A 21,970-nucleotide genomic window follows, 5' to 3' on the forward strand; every position below is an offset into this window, starting at 1 on the left:
GTGCAATTATTTCCCGGTCTTTTTCCGGGGCTTATTTTTTCCAAGAATAAAGATTGGCTCGAGCTCCCCATTTTCAAACAGAAAAGACAGAGCGGTTACCGGAACTTTGCCCGCCGCAAAGAAACTCATCGCCATTTGGGCGAGCACATCGTAGCCTGTATCGTTTTGAATATCGGCGATTATGAGGACATCCGTATGGGGGATTGCTATCGCCATCGTGCCGGTTACCCTTGTGCTCATCTCAACGAGGAAGCCTTTATTAAGAATTCTGCTCGCATCGTACCCATCGTTTGTGTTTAGGAAATAAAACGTGTTTCCGGCGACAGTGTCCTCTTTTAGCGGGGCAGGAAGAGACCTTACATTGAACATAGCCATCTCCCTGATTTGCCCAGGTTCCCATCCTTCCTTCTTCACTAGCCGAGAATCAATCAGCCTGTAGGAGTTTCCCATGTCGTAAGCATAGTACACTCTCGTTTCCGCTGTATGCTCATCATAAAGGAACGGATTTCCTTCTTCGGCTTCAACCGGAAAAGATGCGGAGCGTATAACCGGGAAGATTTTTTTCTCTCCTCCAGTTATCGTTGCCTTGCTATTCATTGCCTGTAAGCCTTCTTCTATATAATAAACAACCTCATCGATTGCCTTTTCTTTTTTCTCGTGCCATTTGGCGACAATGCCCGCTAAGGAGACGGTGATTCCTTTTCCGCTCTCCTCATTTTCCACCCTCAATTCATCCTTGTCCCTGTTGTATGTAAACACCCGTCCGGGTTTGGAAAGCCTCTCCTCAAGCGTTCCCCTCATTTTCCTGCTATCCATTTTCATATATAAATCCTCCGATACTATATTTACAATGTAATCTCTTTGCAAATGCCACAAAACTTAGATCCGGCTTTTTTAAAAAATCAAAAACATTAACCTTAGAAAAATGCAAGCGCCCGTTCAACGGACTGAAGAGGAGCGCGCAGGCCTAACAAATTTTATATTTTATTATGTTTTCACAAAAACCTCCATCCCAAAATGAGGGATGGAGGTTCAGCCGATTAGCGCAGGCCTGTTATAAATCCTGCAATTTCCTCTGGGGTTTTCCTGTCCTTGCTGACAAAACGGCCAAGTTCCTCTCCGCCTTCAAAACCAATGAAACTTGGGATTCCGTATACATCGAGCTGCTGGCACAGGTCTATGAATTTGTCACGATCCACATAGACAAATGTAAAATCGTTGAATTTCTCTTCAATGTCCGGCATGACGGGCTCAATTACCCTGCAGTCCGGGCACCAATCCGCGGAAAACATAAAAACATGCTTACCCCCATTTTTTAACTCTTCGAACTGTTCCATTGACTCCAATTGTTTCATTTGAATTCCTCCTGTTTCACCATTTGGCAAAAACCTTTGTTCCCATCATATCAAGCTGTTTCATTCAGGTCTAATCATTCGTCCCGGCCTGGTATCCCAGGCGATAATTCCCGGCCCGCAACAGCGGGCGGCTCAAAAGTTTCATCTTATTTTTCCCCAATAATTCCTTTAACAAACAAAATAGCGGAGGCATGGGCCTACCGCTTGATTTCCTATTTTTTAATTTTGGCTGAATTGGCGATTTTCATCATGGCTTCTGCATCTTCCGCAAGGTTTCCGGTCTTTGTTTCAGTGGTAATTTTAACCCCGCCAACCCCAGCGGTCAGAATGTTCATGTCACCGTCCAGCCGTTCCACCAGCAAAAAGCCTAGTTTGTCTTTTCCATTAAACTGCTTGTTCGTTTCGAGCTTTTCATACTGGGCTACAGATGCGTTATAGACTATTTTGCTATTTAAATCTTCGTGTGGATTGTAAAACAGGATATATGTTTTTGAACCGTTTTTCAGGATGATATTGTTCGGTGATTCATCTTTTATCTCGAATCCAAACGGCAAATAAAAATCTATGTCTTCGGCTTTGTTGTTCGGTTTTTTTCTCTTTTCGTTAAAAGCAGTTTTAGCCGCTTCTTCGGCTTTCCCGCTTTCTTCCTTATAGGATGCTTTTCCGCAAGCCGTAAGTAAAAAGGCAGATAGCAATAGAAACGCGGCTGCGCGAATGAATGTTTTCATTTTTATTCCCTCCTGGCAGGCCGGTTCATCCGAGCAGGCCATTTGTATGGAGCATAAAAGAGGATGCCGAAATCATGATGCCTTTCCGACAAAATTCTTCTTTACCCTCTATCATACTCCCACTGGGAACAGGTGACAACCCTCTCCCAATAACTTGCCAGCTATGGAAATTATAAGTTTTTCCCGTTTGCCTTACGATATTCGTATTGCCCCACCAAAAGCCTTGTCAAATGTGTGAACATTTCCGACCGGTCGATTTGGCCATTTGAAAAAATACCGATTGCCCCTTCGTTTTTTCGGATATTTTTCTTTTTCGTATATTCGTCCATTACCGGGCCGAGTTCCCGGCCAGCCAGTAGCTTTCCTGCTATTTCATCAGGAAGGGGTATCCTCGCCCCGCCAGCAATCAATGGGGGATGTCCTGGCTCTGCCAACGCCCCCCAGTTGCATAGGAAAAGGCCGTGCTTTGTCATATGCACGCCGCCTTCCAGGCCGATCCCGATTTCCCCATCTCCCTGCTCCAAGGCAGCAGTAGCACGATTGATTGCCCCTTCTATCGTTTCTTCATCCGAAAAAGGCTGTGCTGAAACATTGGATGGAACATCGATTGCCAATACTTCCACGCCCGTCATGTTAAACGCATTTTTGACTGCAGCAACCTTAGCCGGGTTCTCTGAACCTATAATTATTTTCATTTCCTATACCTCCGTGATGCCGAAAATGCCTGAAAACTCGTTACAAAAAAAGATGCCTTCGCCACTATCTTCCGCGAAGGCACCATTCACTATTCCAGCTTGTTGCTTAAACCTTCCTTCCGCCTTCGCAATGAAACCGAATCGAAAGGATAAAAGAAATTTTCGCGCTACTGGTGCCTGCTTTCGTGTTGTTGTCAGCTTTGCGATTTAATTGTTTCCACTGTTGTTTTATCAAACGCCTTAACAAGCCTTACGAGCAATTCCTTTGCAGCCGCATAGTCATCCACGTGCATAATGGAAGCATGTGTATGGATGTAACGGGCGCAAATACCGATAACGGCGCTCGGGATCCCCTCCAGGGAAGTATGGACCCGTCCCGCATCAGTTCCGCCGGCGGAAACAAAATATTGATACGGGATATTGTGTGTTTCTGCCGTATCAAGCACAAATTCCCTCATGCCGCGATGAGTCACCATAGACCGGTCAAGAATCCTTAACAATGTCCCTTTGCCTAACTGCCCGAACTCCTCCTTATTCCCAGCCGCATCGTTGGCAGGGCTAGCGTCAAGAGCTAGGAACAAATCGGGTTTAATTAAGTTGGCAGCTGTCTGGGCGCCGCGGAGGCCGACTTCCTCCTGGACAGTCGCGCCGGAATACAGTGTATTTGGAAGTTCAACTCCATCAACTTCTTCTAGCAACTCGACAGCCAGTCCGCACCCATATCGGTTGTCCCATGCCTTGGCGAGAATCTTTTTGGGATTGGCCATCGGCGTAAATGGGCAAATCGGTAAAATTTGCTGCCCAGGCCTGATGCCTGCCCGCTCTGCATCTTCCTTGTCATCCGCTCCGATATCAATGAGCATGTTTTTTATTTCCATCGGCTTGTTCCTCTTTGCTTCATCGAGGAGATGGGGAGGAATCGAACCGATTACCCCGATTACCGGGCCGTTATCCGTAATGATTTGAACCCTTTGCGCAAGCAGGACCTGGCTCCACCATCCCCCAAGCGGCTGAAATCGAATCATGCCATTCGACGTGATGGCTGTTACCATGAAGCCAACTTCGTCCATATGTCCGGCGACCATTATTTTCGGGCTGCCTTCTTTGCCTTTTTTTACCCCAAAAATGCTCCCGAGGTTATCCTGGATGATTTCATCCGAATAAGGCGCTAGGCGTTCCATCATATAGTTCCTGACAGCATGCTCGTTTCCGGGTGCCCCCGGCAATTCAGTCAATGTTTTGAAAAGCTCCAACGTTCTCTCGTTCATGGCGCACTCCCTATTGTTTTTTCAGCCAATGGCTGTTTTTTTATGTACAGAATTAATTTTACAGAACTTTCACGCTTGTTTCCATACCCGCTGGAATAAATCTATAGGAACCGGCTGCCAATCTGGGATATACTAAAGAAGATGGAGCGGTTGATTGAAATTGAAGGGGTGGTTGTATGAATTGGAAGGCTTTCCTGTTCGGGGCGGTTGCAGGGGCTGCCGGAGCATACGCGGTCAATGCCGCGATTTCGCATAAAATGGATGTACCGGCCCAAAAGGTTCTAAACCATGCAAGGAGCCAATTCAGGCTCTCCGGGCAAGTGAGCGGCTCGTGGATCCATATGGAAGCGGTCCCTTTTGAAAAGAATGGCATCCAATATAAGGTGTACAGGGGCGGAATTACGAGAACCTCCCCCGACCTTGAAGATGGAACCGAACAATTCGAATTCGTTGCCGATGCCACGACCGGAACAATCCTTGATGTGTACAGGCTTTAGAAAAAAGCCAGGAGACCGCAACCAGGTCTCCTTTGCTATTTTAATAGGCTGTTTCGTTGCTGGAACTCTCCCAACAGCATTTTCAGAACTATTCCCTTATCCTTTTGACACTATCAGCAATTTGCCCTTCGCCGTCCCATTTTACCGCCCGTAAAAAAGCATCATGGTAAAATGTGAACCAGGCCCCTTTTTCCTGCCCTTGTCCAATCCATTTTTGCTTTGCATGGATTGAATCCATTGGATAATCGTCGTATGCAAGGACCCATAGCGGGTTAAGATGGGCGTGTGTGGGCATTAAATCAGCCATATGGACAGCGAATTCACCGCCATCCTCAATGAGGATTATGGAGTGCCCCTCGCTATGCCCTCCTGTATGCACCATTGTAAAGGGTCCATGCTCCCACGTGTCCTCAAATGGCTCAACCTGGCCTTCAATCGCCTGCCAATTTTCTTTCCAGTATGTATTTCTGGACCTGATGTTCGGATTCCTCATTTCAGCCCATTCAACTTTTGATGCGATAATTTTTGCATTCGGAAAAACGGACAAATACGCTCCATCCTGATTCGGCTTCGTCAGCCCGCAGGCATGGTCAAAATGAAGATGGGTCATCAGGACATAATCAATATGTTCAGGCTTCAGCCCAACTTTTTCGAGCTCGGCTTCCAGTTCCGATTCCTCCGTCGCCCCGTAATTCCTCTTTTGCTTATCCGTCAGCTTTCCATTCCCCATTCCGGATTCAATTAAATAATTCGTTCCTTCATGCTGGATTAAAATTGGATCTGACCGGAGTTCTATCTGGTTTTTTTCATTGCATGGATATTTCTTTTCCCACAACGGTTTTGGGACGACCCCGAACATAGCCCCGCCATCCATATGGGTAACCCCGCCCTTAAGCCAGACAAGCTCGAGTCCGCCTATTTTCAAGCGCTCCATTGACTATCCCCTCCTCGTACTTTTTCCATTTTACCATGATTGGAACCGCTTTTCCGGTTTGGTACTTTTGAATGGATTTTATTAATAGGGTGTTGATTTCGACCATGAACAAAACAGCTTAAAAAACGTCCACCCGGGTTTGGATGGACGTGTTTGAATTATAATCGGTATTTTACTTCGCATCTGTAAATGCGGTTGCCTTTTTCGGAAAATTTCTCTTCATATTCAGTCATGATATTTCCTTCGAATCCGCTATTGTGGAGGTCAAGGCTGACATCCTTCAGAAGCATCCCATATTCGGAAAAGCTGACAAGCGAATATTCAAACAGCCCCTGATTATCTGTTTTAAAATGGATTTCCCCGCCATCGATCAAAATTTGTTCGTACAAGGCCAAAAAGCTTTTATAAGTAAGGCGCCTTTTTTCATGCCTTGTTTTTGGCCAAGGGTCCGAAAAGTTCAGGTAGAGGCGGCTTACGTCGTTTTTCGCGAAATAACTAAGCAATTCGGCTGCATTAACATTCAGCAATTTTACATTTGGCAGTTCCGCTTCAATGAGACGGTCAAGGGCAGATGCCAGGACGCCTAGGTGCAGTTCGATACCAAGATAGTTTATATCAGGGTTCGCAGCAGCCATGCCAGTGATGAACTTCCCTTTGCCAGTACCAACCTCAATATGGAGAGGGTTATTATTGCCAAATACTTCATGCCACTTTCCTTTATGTGTTTCAGGGGCGGCAACGACATAGTGCGGATATTGCCGGATTTTTTCACCGGCCCACGGTTTATTGCGAAATCTCATACGTACACTCCCATTTTCTCATCCAGCTTCAAAGCCTCGCCCGCATTACGTATGGCGGTACAAGCTGGTTATTTCTTAGCGTTTAATTGATGACATCCCTTCTTATTTTTAACATGAAGCCTTTTTGCATGCAAGCGGGTTTGGCATGTTTCCCCTGACCCAAGCTGTATAAACAAACTAAGGAATCCATAAGCTAGTCATGGATTCCTCTTATTCGCACATCAAAGGGATTTCAGCTTGATCGATATTTTGGAAAGGATGATGGATGCACATGCCATTGAACAACCAGGACAAAGCCACTGTTCTAAGGGATATCCTAAGCAGCCACCAAACTGATTGCTGTGGCTCGGTCGCCGAATGTGAACAAGTCGAACGGCTCGTTAAATCCCTTATGGCAAAGACAGGCATCAACCAGAATGTAAAAGGCATTCTCCAGGAAATTTACGAGTATGGCCAGCACGGCGCCCAAAGCGCGGACCTTGATGCACATATTGAAATGAATCAGGGCCGGCTTCAAAATTGGGTTGATGATATCGATCAATTTTCCGGGCAATTATAACAGCCCTGAAAGGAAGTCCGCCCATTTGTTCATTTCCTCAAAACGGCTTCGGTTTTTATGCCATTGGATGGAATCGATTGCCTGGGCGGCTACATACCATTTCATCCGCAGCTTCAATTCCGGCGAAAGCACTGTTCCATAGCGGTTCAGCCAATCTTCCCAGTCCTGCTCAGGAATGTACCAGTAAAGTAGCATCCCCAGGTCAATAGCGGGATCCCCGACCATCGCACCGTCCCAGTCAATTAAATACAGGCGGCTGTCTTCCCCAAGAAGCCAGTTATTATGGTTAACATCACCATGGCACACGACCTGTTCAGACGTAACGACATTTCCGACTTCTTTATTCAAAAAAAGCTTTGCCTCCCGAACTGCCGGCATCGCCGCTATGTCAGGGTCAAGGCTGCTTTCTAGTTTCCCAAGGATTCTCGCGGGAAAGGCAGGAGCTTTCCCGAGCCTGCGGAGCATTCCGAGCAGCGGCTCGGAATTATGGATTTTCTTTAATAGCTTCGCAACCCGTTCCTGGCCCATTTCATGGGATTCCAGTTCACGTCCGCTTTTCCATTGCTGGGCGGTAATGACGTCCCCATTTTCCAGCCTTTTTGTCCACACCAGCTTCGGAACAATTCCTTCAGCGGACAACACCGCGAGGAAGGGTGAAGAATTGCGCTTCAAAAAAAGCCGTTGTTCATGGTGCTTTGCAAAATAAGCTTTCCCCGTGGCTCCCCCGGCCGGGGTTATTTCCCAGTCTTCCCCTAATAGATAATCCAAAATTAGTCACCTACATTGTGTCCGGCAGCCATCGGTTTTTGTTCCCGGAACGATTTTGCCAAAGTCTATAGTTAGAATAAATGCGAATTTTAAGTAGAAAGAAAAAGACAGCTATTGCCAATTCAATAGCTATCCTTTAAATTTTATCCCGTTTCGCCATTTTTCGTCAAGGGGAAGGATGAAAAAATACTCGAATAAACGATCTATTTCATGTTAAACCCGGCAAACCGTTAATAGGAAGACCGGGATTCGCCACTTACTCCGTAGAAAGAAGCTTCTCCCGCTTAACTATTTACCAACACCATGACACTGACTGGTTCGATGGACGCTTTTGCATGGGCGGAAATTGTCCTTAGCGGGGTTATTCCCGCATGGAGGTCATCGGCAAGGACGCGCCATTCACCTTCTGGGAGCGATATGTGGTGGATGAATACAGTCGGGTTCACCAGCAGGATTGCCTCCCCTTGCCCTCTTTCATCCTTATAATGAAGGCCAATCAACGGATGCGGAAGCCCAAGATCAGAAATGAAGTTCCGAATTTGTTCGCTGCTTCTCATCCGGAAAAAGGGCAGCGATTTTCTGATTTCTATCATTCCTTTGATGTAGCGGGCGTTATCCGGGAAGGCTGCTCTCCTTTCCCAATCGAGCCAGTTGATGTTTTCAGGCGACTTGTAGCTGTTGCCGTCGCCAGTCTTCGTCCGGAAAAACTCCTGTCCGCTATGAAGGAACGGGAGCCCTTGGGAAAGTAGGACGAGGCTTGTCGCCAGGCGATGGCATTTCCTTCTTAGGAGATCCCCTGAATCGCCGAGGCATGCCTCGAGCTTATCCCAAAGAGTATGATTGTCATGGGACTCGACATAATTGACCGATTGGCCGGGTTCGCTAAAAAGTGGATGTCCAGAAAAAAGCCCGATGCTTCCGGCAATCGCTTCCTTTGCCTGTTCAGTGTATGTTCCATTGCCAAGGGCGTACCCGCGTTCATAAAGATTGAATGTACTTCCTTTGATCACATCCCTGAAGCGGTCATTGAATTGCCCGATTGATGGAAGCTTGCGCTGGTTCCGGATCGTCGCTTTTTCACCCTGCGGGAGGGGCGTATTAAGGTCCCAGCCTTCGCCGATTATAACCATTCCTTGTTTAAGGCTATCGCATTCCTTACGGATTTCATTCATGGTTTTGATATCAAGAATGCCCATCAAGTCAAAACGGAACCCGTCAATATTGTATTCCCTAATCCAATAACGGATGGAATCCAGGATGAATTTCCTCGCCATCAAGCGCTCAGAGGCAAAATCGTTGCCCACTCCGGTTCCATTCGAAGGCAACCCGTATTCGTTATAACGGAAAAAGTAACCCGGGACTAGCAGTTCAAAAGATGATTTTTCCCGGATGTAGACGTGATTGTAAACCACGTCCATAATTACTCTTATGCCGGCCTCATGGATGGATTCAATCATTTCCTTCAATTCCCGGATTCTCGCATAAGGGTCATCCGGATTTCTCGAATAACTTCCCTCCGGAACGTTGAAATGCAAAGGGTTGTACCCCCAATTGTACTCCGCCCCGGGATTCGTTTCATCCACCCCGGCAAAGTCGTTGAATGGCAAAAATTCTATATGGGTCGCGCCTAGGTTCTTAACATGCGACAACCCTGTTGGCTTTCCGTCTGGCCCGATTGTCCCCGTTTCCGCGGCCCCTTTGTACAGTCCTTTATTTACGGCCCCGCCCTCGGGGTGGATAGTAAAATCGCGAATATGTGTTTCATAAATAACCGCATCCGCTGGGTGGCTGAATGGAGGCATTTGAACTTTTGAAACAGCCGTTTTTTCAAGGCGTGCTACCACACCATGTGTACCGTTCACAGTTACGGCTACCGCATAAGGATCGACTGCCTCTCTCCACTCCTGGTTAATGAACACCATATACGTATACCTGGCTAGCTCAAGATCCCAATCGAGGTTTACGGACCATACGCCTTTTTCTTCCCTTGCCATTTTTACTAATTCAAAGTGGTTTTCGCCTTGCGGATAAATCTTTAGTTTCACATTTGTCGCTGTCGGCGCCCACACCTTAAAGGACGTACATCCGTTTTTGCAAAAGGAACCAAGGTCATCCCCTTCGTAAAAGAATTCCCAATCAAACTCTTTGCTCCTCGTAACCGCGCCGATTTGGACGTCCGTCTTGATGCCATTTCCAGTCAATACCCAATGTTCCATCTGGAAAGCATAAGTTCCCGAAAATGTACAAATGAACTTAAGATATCCGTCAATTTCAAGTCGTTCTTCTATAGAAAGCCCACACCCGCCCTGCCGGTTCTCAAGTGTGAAGGAAGTTGGCTCGGGTTCCTTAAGGGGCAGCGGAAACAAAACCGTGATTGTATTCATGGCATCTAGATACGCAAAAAATGGACGTTTAACGGAATCCATTCACCTCACCCCTTTGTGTTAAGTCTATTTCCTGGCCTCCCATAGCGGAAAGCCTGACCGCTTTTGGGATAGCATTTAATTCTCCTGAATTTGCCATGCCGATATATTCTCCATCCGCATGGATGGGAATGGGAGAGGATGACTGGATCGAGATTTCTTTTCCCCGAAACATATGTACTTCCTTGAAAGAAGTATGTTTACCCCAAAAAACACTCAAAAATACGAGCAGCAGCTTTGCTTTTGATAGATTGTGGACTACCGTGACATTAAGCTCCCCATCATCTGTCAATGCCCCGGGTGAAATGATCATGCCGCCTCCATAATAGGGCTGGTTCGAGATAGTTACAAACCAAGTTTCTTTAAAGTCATGGGCATTCCCATCAATCGTTACCCGGACTGCCGTTCGATGATATAAAGCGAGTTCCTTCAGCAAAACATATACATAAACCAATTTCCCGAGCGACAGCCGGTTAAATAGGATCTTCATACGTGATTCATTCGCTTTTTTCGATACGAGCGCATCGAAACCCGCTCCGGAACTATTGATAAAAAGATGCTTCTCTCCATTTATGGTCAGCGAACCACAATCGGTGTCTGATAAGTTTTTATCACGGATGCCTAGCAGAAGATCAAGGGCCCCCATCGGATCCGCAGGAATTCTGAAGCCACGTGAAAAATCATTCCCTGATCCCGCCGGAATGAAACCAAAGCCGGAAGTTGCATATGCCCCCAGGCCGTTCAGCACCTCATGTGCTGTTCCATCCCCGCCCACAGCAACTACCACAGCCTGCTTCCCATTTGCCAGCCTCGCTGCGGTCCGGGCCAATTCAATCGCGTGGCCCGGATATTCAGTAAAAAAAGCATGGTAGGGAATATGAAGGCTTTCGAGCTTTTGCTCGGTTTTTTCCCAAACCGCCCTACATTTGCCGTTTCCCGCCTCCGGGTTCACAATAAAATAAAATGCTTTCATCTGCCGGTTCCTGCCCCTCTTGCATTCTATTCTCTCTATTTATTACTGGTTCAGGGTTGTTAGCCTGAATCTCTGTACGGGCTCGTATTTCGGGGTGCTACCGATGTTTGTTCTGTATAGCACAACTTCTTCGAGCATAAATTCGAGATTGAGCGGTGGTTGATCCAGTTTTCCGGGATCGAACGGGAATTTTCCTTCCCAATTTCTTGCAAGTGTTACATGTGGAGAGAACGGCCTTGTTTCCAATTGAAACCCTGCTTCTTCACATGCGGCAAATACAAGGGCCCTTAGTTTCGTTAGTTGCTCACTTTTGGAGAGCGCTGCCCAAAATACCCTTGGGCTGTCTTTTCGTCCAAATATCCCCAAACCGTTAATCACGAGCGGGAATGAATTGGCATTTGCGAGTGTTCCCCCGACCAGCGAACAAGCCCTTTCCAAATTACTTTCCGGGGCCGCTCCAAGGAAAGCGAGGGTAATATGCAAATCCTCATGATGGACCCAGCGCCTGAAAGGAATTTGTTTCTTCAACTCATCGATATTGTTTTTCATGGCAAGTTTCGTTTCGCTCGGAATCTTTGCCGCAAAAAAATAATGGCTCATAACATCCATCCTTCAATTCTATTTTAGCAAACCATTCTAAATTAGGTTAAACATTCCTGATCATCCAGGAAAAGCGAAAGCATCCTGCGTTTGAGTTAGACAGAGTCTACACTTTCTTATGTTTTTATAAAACAGGGCCGCCCATTCATACCGGGCAGCCCTTTCCTTCTCGGCTCCAATCCTACAGGAGCCGCGCTCAGCTATTTATGGCAAGCTTTCCACATTGCCTTTCAATCTCCTGTTCGAACAAGGTTTGCAGTTTTCTTGTAACTGGTCCAGGTTCCCCGTTGCCGACTGGCTGCCCGTCCACCTCAACGGCAGGCGTAATTTCCGATGTTGTGCTGCCAATCGCGATTTCATCGGCGGCCAGCAAGTCTGCTGTAGTAAACTCTTTTTCTACAAACGGAACTCCGTTTGCCTTGCATAATTTTTCAAGCGTCTGCCCTGTAATTCCGTTCAAAATCAAATTGTTGGCCGGGTGGGTAAAGACCGAGCCATCCTTGATGATAAAAATATTTGAGGAACTGCCCTCCGTAATAGTTTCTCCTCTGTGGAGGAAGGCTTCATAGCAGCCAGCTTCGGCGGCTTTTTGTTTTGCCAGGATATTGCCGAGCAAATTCAGGCTTTTAATATCGCAACGGAGCCAGCGGATGTCTTCAGCCAGAATCGTTTTCACACCGTTTGCAAGATTGTTCATCGGACGCTGCAAATCCCTTGTGTAAGCGACAAGGGTTTGAGAAACTCCCGCTGGTGGGAATGCATGGTTCCTAGGGGATGTGCCCCTTGTTACCTGCATGTACACAATCCCGGTGCCAAGCCCATTTTTCTTAATTAGTGTGTTAAATAAGCTTTCAAGTTCGTCAATCGGCCATCCAAGCTTCATGCCGATTTTTTCCGCGCTTGATACAAGCCGTTCGAGGTGCTCACGAGCGGTGAACATTATTCCGTTATATACGCGGATGACCTCGTAAACGCCATCCCCGAATTGATAGCCGCGGTCTTCAACATCGATTTTCGCCTTGTCTCGTTCAATGATTTCCCCATTTAAAACAACATATTCCATATAATTTCCTCCACTTATTCTTCCTTGGCCAATTCATAGATGGCCTGGGCATAAATTGCCGCGGATTTAAGAAGATCGTCGATAAACATGTATTCATCCTTTTGGTGGGCAACGTCCGGCCTTCCGGGGAAAAGCGGACCAAACGCCACACCGGACTTAAGCGACCTCGCATACGTCCCACCGCCGATAGCAATCAGTTCAGCAGGATCCCCGGTCTGCTCCTCATACACCCTCTTGAGGACCTGGATTAGGAAATCACTTTCATCCACATGATGAGGGGGTGCATTGGTGTACCGGCCGATATTGAAGCCGTTTTCCTGTATAAAAGGTTCGATTTTCGCCTTAATGTCTTCAAATCTTCCGGTTACCGGGTACCGCAGATTGAGGCCAAGCATTCCGCCATCACCATTCGTGTAAGCCAGCTTGCCAACATTGATTGTCAGCTCGCCCGAAATATCGTCGCGGAACGCAACCCCTAGCCTTCCGCCTCTTGAGTCCTTGAAAAAGAAGCGTGAAACAAATCCGAAATATTGTTTTGCTTTTGAATCCACATCCAGAGATGAGATGAATTCAGCTAAATACAAGCCAGCATTTTTACCATTCTCAGGCTCCATTCCGTGGGCCGATATTCCTTTTACTTCGAGGATGGTGTCACCGGCATCGACATAATAATTTCTTTCGAGGCCATACTGGTCCATGAATTCGAGGAATTTTTGGATGATTTCTGTTTCGCCGTTATTTATATGAACCGCGGCTTTTGCATAATCAGGCACCATATTGTAACGGCGGCCGGCTTCAAACCGGAGCACTTCGACTTGAGCCTTTCCTTCTTCCCCGGACTGCCCGACACCCTGCACCAGGTCAATGTCAGAAAGGCCTTTTTCCGCGTTTATAATCGGAAAATCCGCATCAGGCGCTAATCCAAGGCTCGGCATTTCCTCCGTTTTAAAATAGCGGTCGACACAGCGCCAATTGCTTTCCTCATCTGTTCCAATAATCATCCGGACCCGTTTTTTCAGCGGCAGCCCTAGTTCATTTACAATTTTCATTCCGTAGTACGCGGCCATTGTCGGCCCTTTGTCATCGAGTGCGCCGCGCGCATAAATTTTCCCATCGCGGATGTCGGCTGAGTAGGGATCGCTTGTCCAGCCGTCGCCTTCAGGAACGACATCCACATGGCAAAGAATGCCGACAAGCTCCTTCCCTTCGCCAATTTCAATATGCCCGGCGAGATTGTCGGTATTTTTCACAGTAAAGCCGTCTCTTTCACCAAGATTCAGCATAAAGTCGAGCGCTTCCTTAATCCCCTTGCCAAGCGGGGCTTCCGAGGAAACAGCTTCCTCATCCAGCACGCTTTTGATTTGCAAAAGCTTGCGTGTATCTTCAAGAAGGCTGTCCTTCCTTTTTTCAACTTCTTCCATCCAATTGACCTTACCCACTTAGAAAACCTCCCATGAAAGTTTATGGGAAACGCCCATAAGATAAGACTTTCCGTATGGCAATAATCTTACCAATAATTTTTTGGAAAAAGAAGCATTTAACAAGAGCACCATTTGAAAAACCTTGTATGTAGTTGACTAAATATTCAAACAAATGTCCTTTAAACTATAAGTTTATTGAAAACAGAACAAAAAAATGAATTTTTTATGTTATTTCCGAATATTAGAGATGAAATTTTTATTAATATTTTGTAAATTTTCTAATTTAGGTAGAATTCCTTATGAAAGAGGGATACAATATAGACAGATGGTTTATATTATGTTTTGGAAGGGAGTGGCTGCCAGGAAAGGATTTCTTAACTGGGTCTTAGCCTGTCGCCGTCAGAAGAATATGCCAAGGGTTTGAAAAATGGATAGGGAGTGGTTTTTTGAAACCTTCGACTAACCGTATGCTAAACCGCATCAAGTGCATCTACATGTTTATCTCGAAGAACGGGACTGTGACAACACAGGACCTTGTAGAGGAATTCGGTATCACTCCTCGTACCATTCAGAGGGATTTAAACGTTCTGGCCTATAATGACCTCGTCCAAAGCACAAGTAGAGGAAAATGGACCACCACAAAAAAACGAGTAAAAATGTCTTCATAAAGTAAGCCCGAAAATATGGGCTAATCAAACGGAAACCGCCTGGTGATGGCGGTTTCTTTTTTTATTGGTGAAATGACGTGAAGATTCTTCAGCTCATTACTTTCCGAGAATGAGGGGACGACCTATTCTGCCGCGTTCAAAGTTTAAGCAGAACGGGAATTAGCGTTGAAAAATTTGCTGATCAATTGAATCCATCGAGGAAACGATAGTATAGAAATTTTCAATCTTCATTTTTTCTTCGGTTTCCGGCTCATTATAATTTTTTTCAATATAAGAAAGCCACTCCCTCTCCAATTCGTCCACGTTTTTACCGTACACGGACACAAGCTTTTCACCAAGGTTTGGCTGATCATAAACCTTCTCAAATTTCTCCAGCCCATATGTATCAATCAAATAGGTTACGAAGGACGCCGCATGGTAATAACTCATTTCTTGGACAGCAAAGCCGTCCGGACCAACTATAGCTGGGCGGAAAAGGCTGTCATCGTTGTCCAAATCAATAAGCTTATTTAACGGAATTGACTTCTCCATACTTAAAAACAACTTCATTACCTTGTGGATTGGGTATTTCTGCTTTCCGAATCTATTTTCCATATAAACTGCAAAACCTTCCTGAGACAGATACCCCCGGCTTGAATCAGAGTTATCTCCGTAACCCAATAAGGTATGGGTAAGCTCATGGACAAGGGGATGCGACCCGTTCCGGACGCCGTATAATTTTATATCAGCCCTTAAGCCCTTAGAGAATTCCCTCCCTTCCAGAAGATGAATATTGATTTTTTTAGAGGGAGTATAATCAGTTTGAATTGTTTGCTTAATATCATCGTAAGCCTCTAAAAGTTCCTTTTTCACGGCATCTACTCTTTCCGCCGGCACATTTGCTGCATTAAAAATTTTAAACGTCACTTCACCATCATCCGTAACAACTGTATCTTGCTGAAGGCCTTTTGCCTCTTTTATTGGTGGATTATTTGAACAGCCAGCCAAGAATAGCAATAAAAATGAAACTGCGATTAACCTATTTGCCATTGCCTTCCCTCCGTTTTTTGAGTAACATCCTTCCTTATTACATTTTATTACAATTTTATTGTATAATATAGGAAAATTCCGAAAAATTGTAATATAGGGGGATAGCTAATGGAGAAAAAGAAAGAAAAAGTTATGAATATATTGCTGATGTTCCTTATTGTCAGCCTGGTTGGTGGATTTGCATTGTTTTTTATTGGATTATATAAATGGTCATTAATCATAATGGGCGTATCTCTGTTTTGTGCCATGTTCATTAGCAAATGGACATACACAAAAAATGCCGATTATGTTTACCGGGAATACCTGAAAAATAATCAAAAATGAACAAAGGGAAAAATAGGTTTAAATGAGTAAGGCGAGGGGGCGGAAATCGCGCTTCATTAGTTACTAGGAGGACAATATATAGATTTCCTGTTTTATCGAAAATATATGGCTTTTACCCAAATCTTTGTCGCTCATCCTGATTTGAGTGACACCTTTTCGGCTTTGCCCCAATCTTTGTCGTTCAAACGAATTTGTGCGACACCTTTTCCGATTTTCGGAAATTCTTTGTCGCTCAAACGAATTTGTGCGACACCTTTTCGGCTTTTCGGCAATTCTTTGTCGTTCAAACAAATTTGTGCGACACCTTTTAGATTTTTCGGCGAATCTTTGTCGCTCAAACGAATTTGTGCGACACCTTTTTGGATTTTCGACGAATCTTTGTCGTTCAAACAAATTTGTGCGACACCTTTTCAGCTTTTGGCCAAATCTTTGTCGCTCAAACGAATTTGTGCGACACCTTTTAGGTTTTTCGGCGAATCTTTGTCGCTCAAACAAATTTGTGCGACACCTTTTAGGTTTTTCGGCGAATCTTTGTCGCTCAAACAAATTTGTGCGACACCTTTTCGGATTTTGCCTCAATCTTTGTCGCTTCTTTCCGTGGAACCAATCTAATTTCGTGCTTACTCCCAACCTATTTAAGTTGTTTACAGCCATCCACCAGACACCAAAAGAGCAAAAAAAAACAGCCGGCGGAAGTCATCCTTCCCCGGCCGCGCTTTCATGGCTGATACTCCATCAGCATCTCAATCTCTTCATCTGTGAGCTCCCGGTACTCACCGAGCTCCAGCGTTTCATCAAGCTTCAACGGCCCCATCGTCAGCCGCTTCAAGTACACGACCCGCTTTCCTACTGCCTGGAACATCCTCTTCACCTGATGGAACTTTCCTTCCGTAATCGTCAGCTCGATATCCGACATCAACCCAGACTTCAGTATTTTCAACTCGCCTGGCTTCGTATGGTACCCATCATCAAGCGTTACGCCCTTTCGGAACGCCTCCGCATCCGCTTCGGTCACCTCACCTTCAATGACCGCGAAATACGTTTTTGGTACATGCTTCTTAGGAGACAGCAACCTGTGTGCAAGCTGCCCGTCGTTCGTAATCAGCAGCAGGCCCTCTGTATCCTTATCAAGCCTGCCGACCGGAAACGGCTCATACACCTGGTCTTCTAATTCGAGCAAATCAATAACCGTCTCATCCCGCGTGTCTTCCGTCGCCGACAGGACCCCAGGTGGCTTGTTCATCATCAAATACACAAACTCCTTATATTCAATCACAGACCCGTTCAGCATAACAACATCTTTCTCCGGATCCACATGCTGCTTCGGATCCTTCACCGCCTTGTCATTCACCGTCACGGCTCCATCCTTCAAAAGCTTCTTAACTTCCTTCCGGCTCCCGAAGCCAAGATTGGCAAGCATTTTATCAATTCTCAAATCGTCCCCTCCTTTTTATGGCCATTTTTTTCTTAAAAAAACGCCCACCCACCAGGCAGGCGTCTCATACACTAGGCCCTCAGTTTAAGCTTGCCCAGCAGCCTGTCCACCTTGTCCCCGAACAGGAAATAGATAAGCCGTGTCTTAAACGAAAGGTAGAAGTATACAACCCCGCCGGCAAGCGCGCTGACAAGGATTAGAATCAATGACTGCAACTCGGAAGCGGGCGACAGGAACCCAGTTAAAAGCTTGTACACTCCTGCCGCGGCGGCAAGCATCAATCCGCCAAATATAACAATCAATAGGCTGCGTCGCACCACAAGCCTGAATTTGTACTTGGAGAATATTTTAATGACAACCAAGTTAATCGCAATGGCAGCGACATAGCCTAGAGTCGTCGCCAAAATGGCTCCGTCCGTTTCAAATAGCTTAATTAACGGAATATTGAGGGCTAATTTTACAAGCAGGCCGGTCAGCAGGCTAAGGACAGTCCATTTCTGTTCATTAATCCCCTGTAGGATTGCCGCGGTAACGGAATAAAGGGCAAAAAGAATGGCGACAGGCGCATACATCCGCAGTACTTCCGTCCCAAGGTCCAAATGACCGTAAAAAACCGTATAGAAGGGCTCGGCAAGCAGAGATAAACCCGCCGCTGCCGGCAATGTCAAGAACAGAAGCACCTGGAATGTCTGGTTCAACTGACTGTTCAGGCTCTTCCGGTCATTCTCCACAAACGCTTTGGTGATACTAGGAACGAGCGTAAGTGAAAAAGCTGTCGCAAGCGCAACTGGAATAATGACCAACTTGTGCGATTGGAAATTCAGGATTGAAAACGCATCTCCCGCGTCACCCTTGCTAAATCCGATTGAAACCATGGCGCGCTCAAAGGTGATTTGATCAATGAACTGGAAAAGCGGATTGGCAATCCCGACCAGGACAAAAGGCGCTGCGTAAATCAAAATTTCCTTATACATTTCCTTTAGGGAAATATCAACAGTCCCTTTATCTTTCTCAAGAAGTTCATCAAGGCCCGGCTTCCTTTTCACCCAGTACCAGCCGAGGACGATAAGCCCGCCGACCGCGCCGATAAATGCGGCAAACGTCGCCGCGCGTACAGCATCAACCGTATTTCCGTCAAGGAATTTCAGGATGATATACGCGCCTGCAATAACGAAAACAATCCTGACAATTTGCTCAACAACCTGGGAAACCGCGGATGGCCCCATCGATTGGTGTCCCTGGAAAAAACCTCTGATCATGCTCATAAACGGGACAATAATCAATGCAAAGGAAACAGCCCTGATAACCGATGTGATATCCTCAGCAGGCAAATCTCTCCCCGTTGAAAGTAGTGGTGCAGTAAAGTAAAGAATAAGGAAGGCAACGATACCCGAACACATCATGACAACTAGTCCTGATTTGAAAAGCTTCCGGCCAACCGCGTATTCTTCCATTGCATTATACTTAGCAATAAATTTAGAAACTGCGAGCGGGATGCCCGCTGTGGCTATGCTGATGAAAATTGTATAAGGGATATAGGAATACTGGTAAAGCAGTGTTCCCTGATATCCCACTATTCTGGTAAAAGGAATGACATAGAAAAGTCCTAGCATCTTGGAAATGATAGTTCCAAGCGTTAATATAAATGTTCCCCTGATTAATTTGGATGACGACATATAATCCCTTCTCACATAAGAAATACATAGATCTTTCTAATAGCAGGTTCGCAGTCACATTAACTTGTAATTTTTGCGCTTCCTGCGCCAATTATATAGGCACGCTAATTAGTAGTGTACCTTTCTTTTCCCCAATGCGCCACTGCCACTCATTATATTTCAATGCATGGGCCTGCCTTTTCATTGGAGCCCTTCAATGTATATAATAAGAAAACAAGTTTACCACATATCATGACTAAAAAAGTTGGTGTTTTTTATGAAATATGATGTCATCGTGATTGGCGGTGGGCCATCCGGGTTGATGGCTGCGGCCGCGGCTGGAGAGAAAGGTGCGCGTGTCCTGTTGATTGACAAGGGCGACAAGCTTGGCCGAAAGCTTGCCATTTCCGGCGGAGGCCGCTGCAATGTAACAAATCGGCTCCCTGTTGACGAAATCATTAAACATATTCCCGGCAACGGCCGGTTTTTGTACAGCGGATTTTCAATTTTCAGCAATGAGGATATCATCGCTTTTTTTGAAAAGCTAGGAATCCAGCTAAAGGAAGAGGACCATGGGCGCATGTTTCCGGTTACCGACAAAGCCCAGTCCGTTGTCGACGCCCTCCTTGGAAAACTGGAAGAATTGCACGTAAAAACGTATACAAACACGCCGGTTAAAGACCTGAAATTTGAAGACGGCCGTGTGAAGGGAGTACTGCTTGCAAACGGCTCCGAAGTGGAGGCAGATGCGATAGTTGTCGCTGTCGGCGGGAAATCAGTCCCCCATACCGGATCGACGGGTGACGGGTATGCCTGGGCTGAAAAGGCTGGCCACAAGATTGCCGAGCTTTTTCCGACCGAAGTGCCGGTAACGTCCAAAGAGTCTTTTATTAAAAATAAAATCCTTCAAGGGCTGTCGCTGCGCGGCGTTGCCGTAAGTGTGCTCAATCCGAAAGGAAAACCGCTCATTACCCACCGGATGGACATGCTATTTACCCATTTCGGGGTAAGCGGCCCCGCGGTACTGCGCTGTAGCCAATTCGTTGTCAAAGCAATGAAGAAATGGAACTTAAAAGAAGTGGCGATGCAAATCGATGCTCTGCCGGATCAAAACGGCGAAGCGCTTTTCCAGGAAATTATGAAGCTTATTAAGACAGAGCCGAAAAAGAGCATGAAAAATTTACTGAAAGGCTTTTTGCCTGAACGGTATTTGCTCTTTTTGCTTGAAAGATCGGGGATAGACGCCGGCGCGCAAGGCACGGAGGTTTCGCATGAGAAAATCCGCACATTCTGCGGGCTGTGCAAGCAGTTTACGTTCAATGTGAACGGCACCCTCCCGCTTGAAAAAGCATTCGTTACCGGAGGAGGCGTTTCCGTAAAGGAAATCGAGCCGCAGACAATGGCATCGAAAAAAATGGCTGGGCTCTATTTTTGCGGGGAAATTCTTGATATACATGGATATACAGGAGGCTACAATATTACCGCCGCTTTTGTGACCGGCAGGCTTGCCGGACGCAGCGCCGCCGAATACGCAGTTGGCAGCCAATGATTATAAAAAAAGGAGCTCCCAAGCCATACCTGTATGCCGTGGGAGCTCCTTTGCGCTTATATGGTCAAGCCCTATAGATGACCATAGCCGAGAAGCAGTAAATTTGTTCATCCTCGTCTTCCTGGAGGGCTGCGACATTGTATTTAATATCAAGCAGTTTTTTTTCGTCGAGCCCTTTCAGGAAATTATTCATATCGGTTTCAAGATCGGCTTCATGCTCTTTATCAAAAAGTTTCACCTGTATCATTGTGCTTCCTCCCTCTTTTTTCACCAGTTTTGCCAAAATTCCAAATTTTTAACAAATGGCGATGGATAAGGTTTGTTTTTTGCGGAAAAATAAGCTTAAAAAGGAGGCTGGCATAATGGCTAGACGAAACAAAATCCTTGTCCCCGAAGCAAGAAAGGGACTAGATGAATTGAAAGCAAAAGTGGTGGGCGCCAACCGTCCAGAAGACGCCAAATATGAAGCAGCGAAAGAGGTCGGCGTCCCGCTTCAACATGGCTATAACGGCAGGCTTGCTGCTGAGGACGCTGGGAAAGTTGGCGGAAGGCTTGGCGGGAGCATGGTCAAGGAACTCGTCCGCATGGCGCAGGAGAATTTGAAAAAGAAATAGAAGTTGGGGCACCCGGGAACTTGTCCAAACATCAGGAAGCTTTGGACATACATCCCTTGAAAATTCACTTTGCTGTCCAAACTTCGGGCAGCTTTGGACAAACAACCATTGAAAAATTCACCTTGCTGTCCAGACATTAAGTAACTTTGGACGCCATACCCATCGGAATTCCGAAAAGTTACCGGAACGCTAAATAAAAAATGCTTTTCTACATCAACCGAGAAAAGCATTTTTTAATAGAAGCGTCTAATGCACCTAAAAGATTAGTCAATTATCCATTCACTTCAACGTCGCCTTCCCACTCGAGCATGCCGCCTTCCATGTTGATGACCTTGTAGCCCTGCTGCTGCAAGTAGTGGCAAACGTTCATGCTTCGGCCGCCTGATCGGCAAATGACGATATATTCCTTGTTTTTGTCCAGCTCCTCGAGGCGCGCAGGAATTTCCCCCATTTTGATATGCTTCGCGCCTGGGACCATACCGTATACAACTTCCTCGTCTTCCCTGACATCGATTAGTTCAAGCTTCTCTCCAACCTCAATCTTCTTCTTCAGCTCTTCCGTCGAAATTGTTTTAATTGGTTCCATGATTGCACCCCTTTGTCAAAAACATC

Annotated in this window: 25 protein-coding genes; 6 read left to right on the plus strand and 19 right to left on the minus strand. The window is 46.0% G+C overall.

Annotated elements, in window-relative coordinates; translation table 11 throughout:
* Positions 1-6 precede the first annotated feature (6 nt).
* From RB160_RS13725 to RB160_RS13745, 5 genes are all read right to left on the minus strand, one after another.
* A complete protein-coding gene (locus RB160_RS13725) occupies positions 7-822 on the minus strand; it encodes a DUF1444 domain-containing protein (protein WP_316570997.1) in 816 nt (271 codons plus the stop codon).
* Positions 823-1,040: 218 nt separating this feature from the next.
* Entirely contained in the window at positions 1,041-1,355 is a 315-nt protein-coding gene (locus RB160_RS13730; RefSeq protein ID WP_316570998.1) for a thioredoxin family protein, read from the minus strand.
* A gap of 212 nt (positions 1,356-1,567) precedes the next feature.
* Positions 1,568-2,083 (minus strand): hypothetical protein, encoded by a 516-nt coding sequence (locus RB160_RS13735; RefSeq protein WP_316570999.1) that lies wholly within the window; start codon positions 2,081-2,083, stop codon positions 1,568-1,570.
* 170 nt (positions 2,084-2,253) lie between these two features.
* Positions 2,254-2,778 (minus strand): DUF84 family protein, encoded by a 525-nt coding sequence (locus RB160_RS13740; RefSeq protein WP_316571000.1) that lies wholly within the window; start codon positions 2,776-2,778, stop codon positions 2,254-2,256.
* Positions 2,779-2,972: 194 nt separating this feature from the next.
* Complete coding sequence (locus RB160_RS13745; protein WP_316571001.1) at positions 2,973-4,046, minus strand: M42 family metallopeptidase; 1,074 nt, start codon at positions 4,044-4,046, stop codon at positions 2,973-2,975.
* A 176-nt stretch (positions 4,047-4,222) separates the two neighbouring features.
* Between RB160_RS13745 and RB160_RS13750 the strand changes: the two genes are divergently transcribed.
* On the plus strand, positions 4,223-4,543 hold the full coding sequence (locus RB160_RS13750) for a PepSY domain-containing protein (protein ID WP_316571002.1): 321 nt from the start codon (positions 4,223-4,225) through the stop codon (positions 4,541-4,543).
* Positions 4,544-4,631: 88 nt separating this feature from the next.
* Here RB160_RS13750 and RB160_RS13755 read toward each other — a convergent pair whose 3' ends face one another.
* Together RB160_RS13755 and trmB are read right to left on the minus strand one after the other, a co-directional pair.
* A complete protein-coding gene (locus RB160_RS13755) occupies positions 4,632-5,477 on the minus strand; it encodes a YtnP family quorum-quenching lactonase (RefSeq protein WP_316571003.1) in 846 nt (281 codons plus the stop codon).
* A gap of 158 nt (positions 5,478-5,635) precedes the next feature.
* Positions 5,636-6,277: a tRNA (guanosine(46)-N7)-methyltransferase TrmB gene (trmB, locus tag RB160_RS13760; protein WP_316571004.1), complete on the minus strand. Its 642-nt coding sequence runs from the start codon at positions 6,275-6,277 to the stop codon at positions 5,636-5,638.
* Between the two features lie 271 nt (positions 6,278-6,548).
* On the opposite strand from trmB, the gene RB160_RS13765 reads away from it, so the two are divergent.
* A complete protein-coding gene (locus RB160_RS13765) occupies positions 6,549-6,836 on the plus strand; it encodes a YtzH-like family protein (RefSeq protein ID WP_316571005.1) in 288 nt (95 codons plus the stop codon).
* On the opposite strand, the gene RB160_RS13770 is transcribed toward RB160_RS13765, so the two are convergent.
* The 6 genes from RB160_RS13770 to pepV form a co-directional block, all read right to left on the minus strand.
* Complete coding sequence (locus tag RB160_RS13770; RefSeq protein WP_316571006.1) at positions 6,831-7,604, minus strand: phosphotransferase; 774 nt, start codon at positions 7,602-7,604, stop codon at positions 6,831-6,833. The two genes, RB160_RS13765 and RB160_RS13770, sit on opposite strands and share 6 nt — an antisense overlap.
* A gap of 284 nt (positions 7,605-7,888) precedes the next feature.
* Entirely contained in the window at positions 7,889-10,030 is a 2,142-nt protein-coding gene (gene pulA / locus RB160_RS13775) for a type I pullulanase (RefSeq protein WP_316571007.1), read from the minus strand.
* Positions 10,017-11,000 carry a diacylglycerol/lipid kinase family protein gene (locus RB160_RS13780; protein ID WP_316571008.1) on the minus strand — a complete coding sequence of 328 codons (984 nt, stop codon included), beginning with the start codon at positions 10,998-11,000 and terminating at the stop codon, positions 10,017-10,019. The genes pulA and RB160_RS13780 overlap by 14 nt, the downstream gene beginning before the upstream one ends.
* 42 nt (positions 11,001-11,042) lie before the next feature.
* Positions 11,043-11,600 (minus strand): RNA 2',3'-cyclic phosphodiesterase, encoded by a 558-nt coding sequence (gene thpR, locus RB160_RS13785; RefSeq protein WP_316571009.1) that lies wholly within the window; start codon positions 11,598-11,600, stop codon positions 11,043-11,045.
* A 196-nt stretch (positions 11,601-11,796) separates the two neighbouring features.
* Complete coding sequence (gene dat, locus RB160_RS13790) at positions 11,797-12,663, minus strand: D-amino-acid transaminase (RefSeq protein WP_316571010.1); 867 nt, start codon at positions 12,661-12,663, stop codon at positions 11,797-11,799.
* A 14-nt stretch (positions 12,664-12,677) separates the two neighbouring features.
* Positions 12,678-14,102, minus strand: a complete 1,425-nt coding sequence (gene pepV / locus RB160_RS13795) for a dipeptidase PepV (protein ID WP_316571011.1) — start codon at positions 14,100-14,102, stop codon at positions 12,678-12,680.
* 428 nt (positions 14,103-14,530) lie between these two features.
* Here pepV and RB160_RS13800 point away from each other — a divergent pair, with 428 nt between their 5' ends.
* Positions 14,531-14,752 (plus strand): DeoR family transcriptional regulator, encoded by a 222-nt coding sequence (locus tag RB160_RS13800; RefSeq protein ID WP_316571012.1) that lies wholly within the window; start codon positions 14,531-14,533, stop codon positions 14,750-14,752.
* 159 nt (positions 14,753-14,911) lie between these two features.
* Here the strand turns inward: RB160_RS13800 and RB160_RS13805 are convergent, their stop codons facing one another.
* On the minus strand, positions 14,912-15,781 hold the full coding sequence (locus RB160_RS13805) for a gluzincin family metallopeptidase (RefSeq protein WP_316571013.1): 870 nt from the start codon (positions 15,779-15,781) through the stop codon (positions 14,912-14,914).
* Between the two features lie 108 nt (positions 15,782-15,889).
* On the opposite strand from RB160_RS13805, the gene RB160_RS13810 reads away from it, so the two are divergent.
* Complete coding sequence (locus tag RB160_RS13810; RefSeq protein WP_316571014.1) at positions 15,890-16,105, plus strand: hypothetical protein; 216 nt, start codon at positions 15,890-15,892, stop codon at positions 16,103-16,105.
* Between the two features lie 131 nt (positions 16,106-16,236).
* Here RB160_RS13810 and RB160_RS13815 read toward each other — a convergent pair whose 3' ends face one another.
* The 3 genes from RB160_RS13815 to RB160_RS13825 all read right to left on the minus strand — a co-directional run bounded on the left by RB160_RS13815 (position 16,237) and on the right by RB160_RS13825 (position 19,216).
* A complete protein-coding gene (locus tag RB160_RS13815; RefSeq protein WP_316571015.1) occupies positions 16,237-16,494 on the minus strand; it encodes a hypothetical protein in 258 nt (85 codons plus the stop codon).
* A 329-nt stretch (positions 16,495-16,823) separates the two neighbouring features.
* Positions 16,824-17,540, minus strand: a complete 717-nt coding sequence (locus tag RB160_RS13820; RefSeq protein WP_316571016.1) for a pseudouridine synthase — start codon at positions 17,538-17,540, stop codon at positions 16,824-16,826.
* 71 nt (positions 17,541-17,611) lie between these two features.
* Positions 17,612-19,216, minus strand: coding sequence for a putative polysaccharide biosynthesis protein (locus tag RB160_RS13825; protein ID WP_316571017.1), 1,605 nt, complete (start codon positions 19,214-19,216; stop codon positions 17,612-17,614).
* A gap of 256 nt (positions 19,217-19,472) precedes the next feature.
* Between RB160_RS13825 and RB160_RS13830 the strand changes: the two genes are divergently transcribed.
* Positions 19,473-20,744, plus strand: coding sequence for a BaiN/RdsA family NAD(P)/FAD-dependent oxidoreductase (locus tag RB160_RS13830; protein ID WP_316571018.1), 1,272 nt, complete (start codon positions 19,473-19,475; stop codon positions 20,742-20,744).
* A gap of 64 nt (positions 20,745-20,808) precedes the next feature.
* Here RB160_RS13830 and RB160_RS13835 read toward each other — a convergent pair whose 3' ends face one another.
* Positions 20,809-20,991 carry a sporulation protein Cse60 gene (locus RB160_RS13835; protein ID WP_316571019.1) on the minus strand — a complete coding sequence of 61 codons (183 nt, stop codon included), beginning with the start codon at positions 20,989-20,991 and terminating at the stop codon, positions 20,809-20,811.
* Positions 20,992-21,106: 115 nt separating this feature from the next.
* Between RB160_RS13835 and RB160_RS13840 the strand changes: the two genes are divergently transcribed.
* Positions 21,107-21,358, plus strand: coding sequence for an alpha/beta-type small acid-soluble spore protein (locus tag RB160_RS13840; protein ID WP_115452636.1), 252 nt, complete (start codon positions 21,107-21,109; stop codon positions 21,356-21,358).
* A 271-nt stretch (positions 21,359-21,629) separates the two neighbouring features.
* Here the strand turns inward: RB160_RS13840 and RB160_RS13845 are convergent, their stop codons facing one another.
* Complete coding sequence (locus RB160_RS13845; RefSeq protein ID WP_316571020.1) at positions 21,630-21,944, minus strand: rhodanese-like domain-containing protein; 315 nt, start codon at positions 21,942-21,944, stop codon at positions 21,630-21,632.
* Between the last annotated feature and the right edge of the window lie 26 nt (positions 21,945-21,970).

This window comes from Neobacillus sp. YIM B06451 (assembly GCF_032667185.1).
Taxonomy (GTDB): domain Bacteria; phylum Bacillota; class Bacilli; order Bacillales; family Cytobacillaceae; genus Bacillus_D.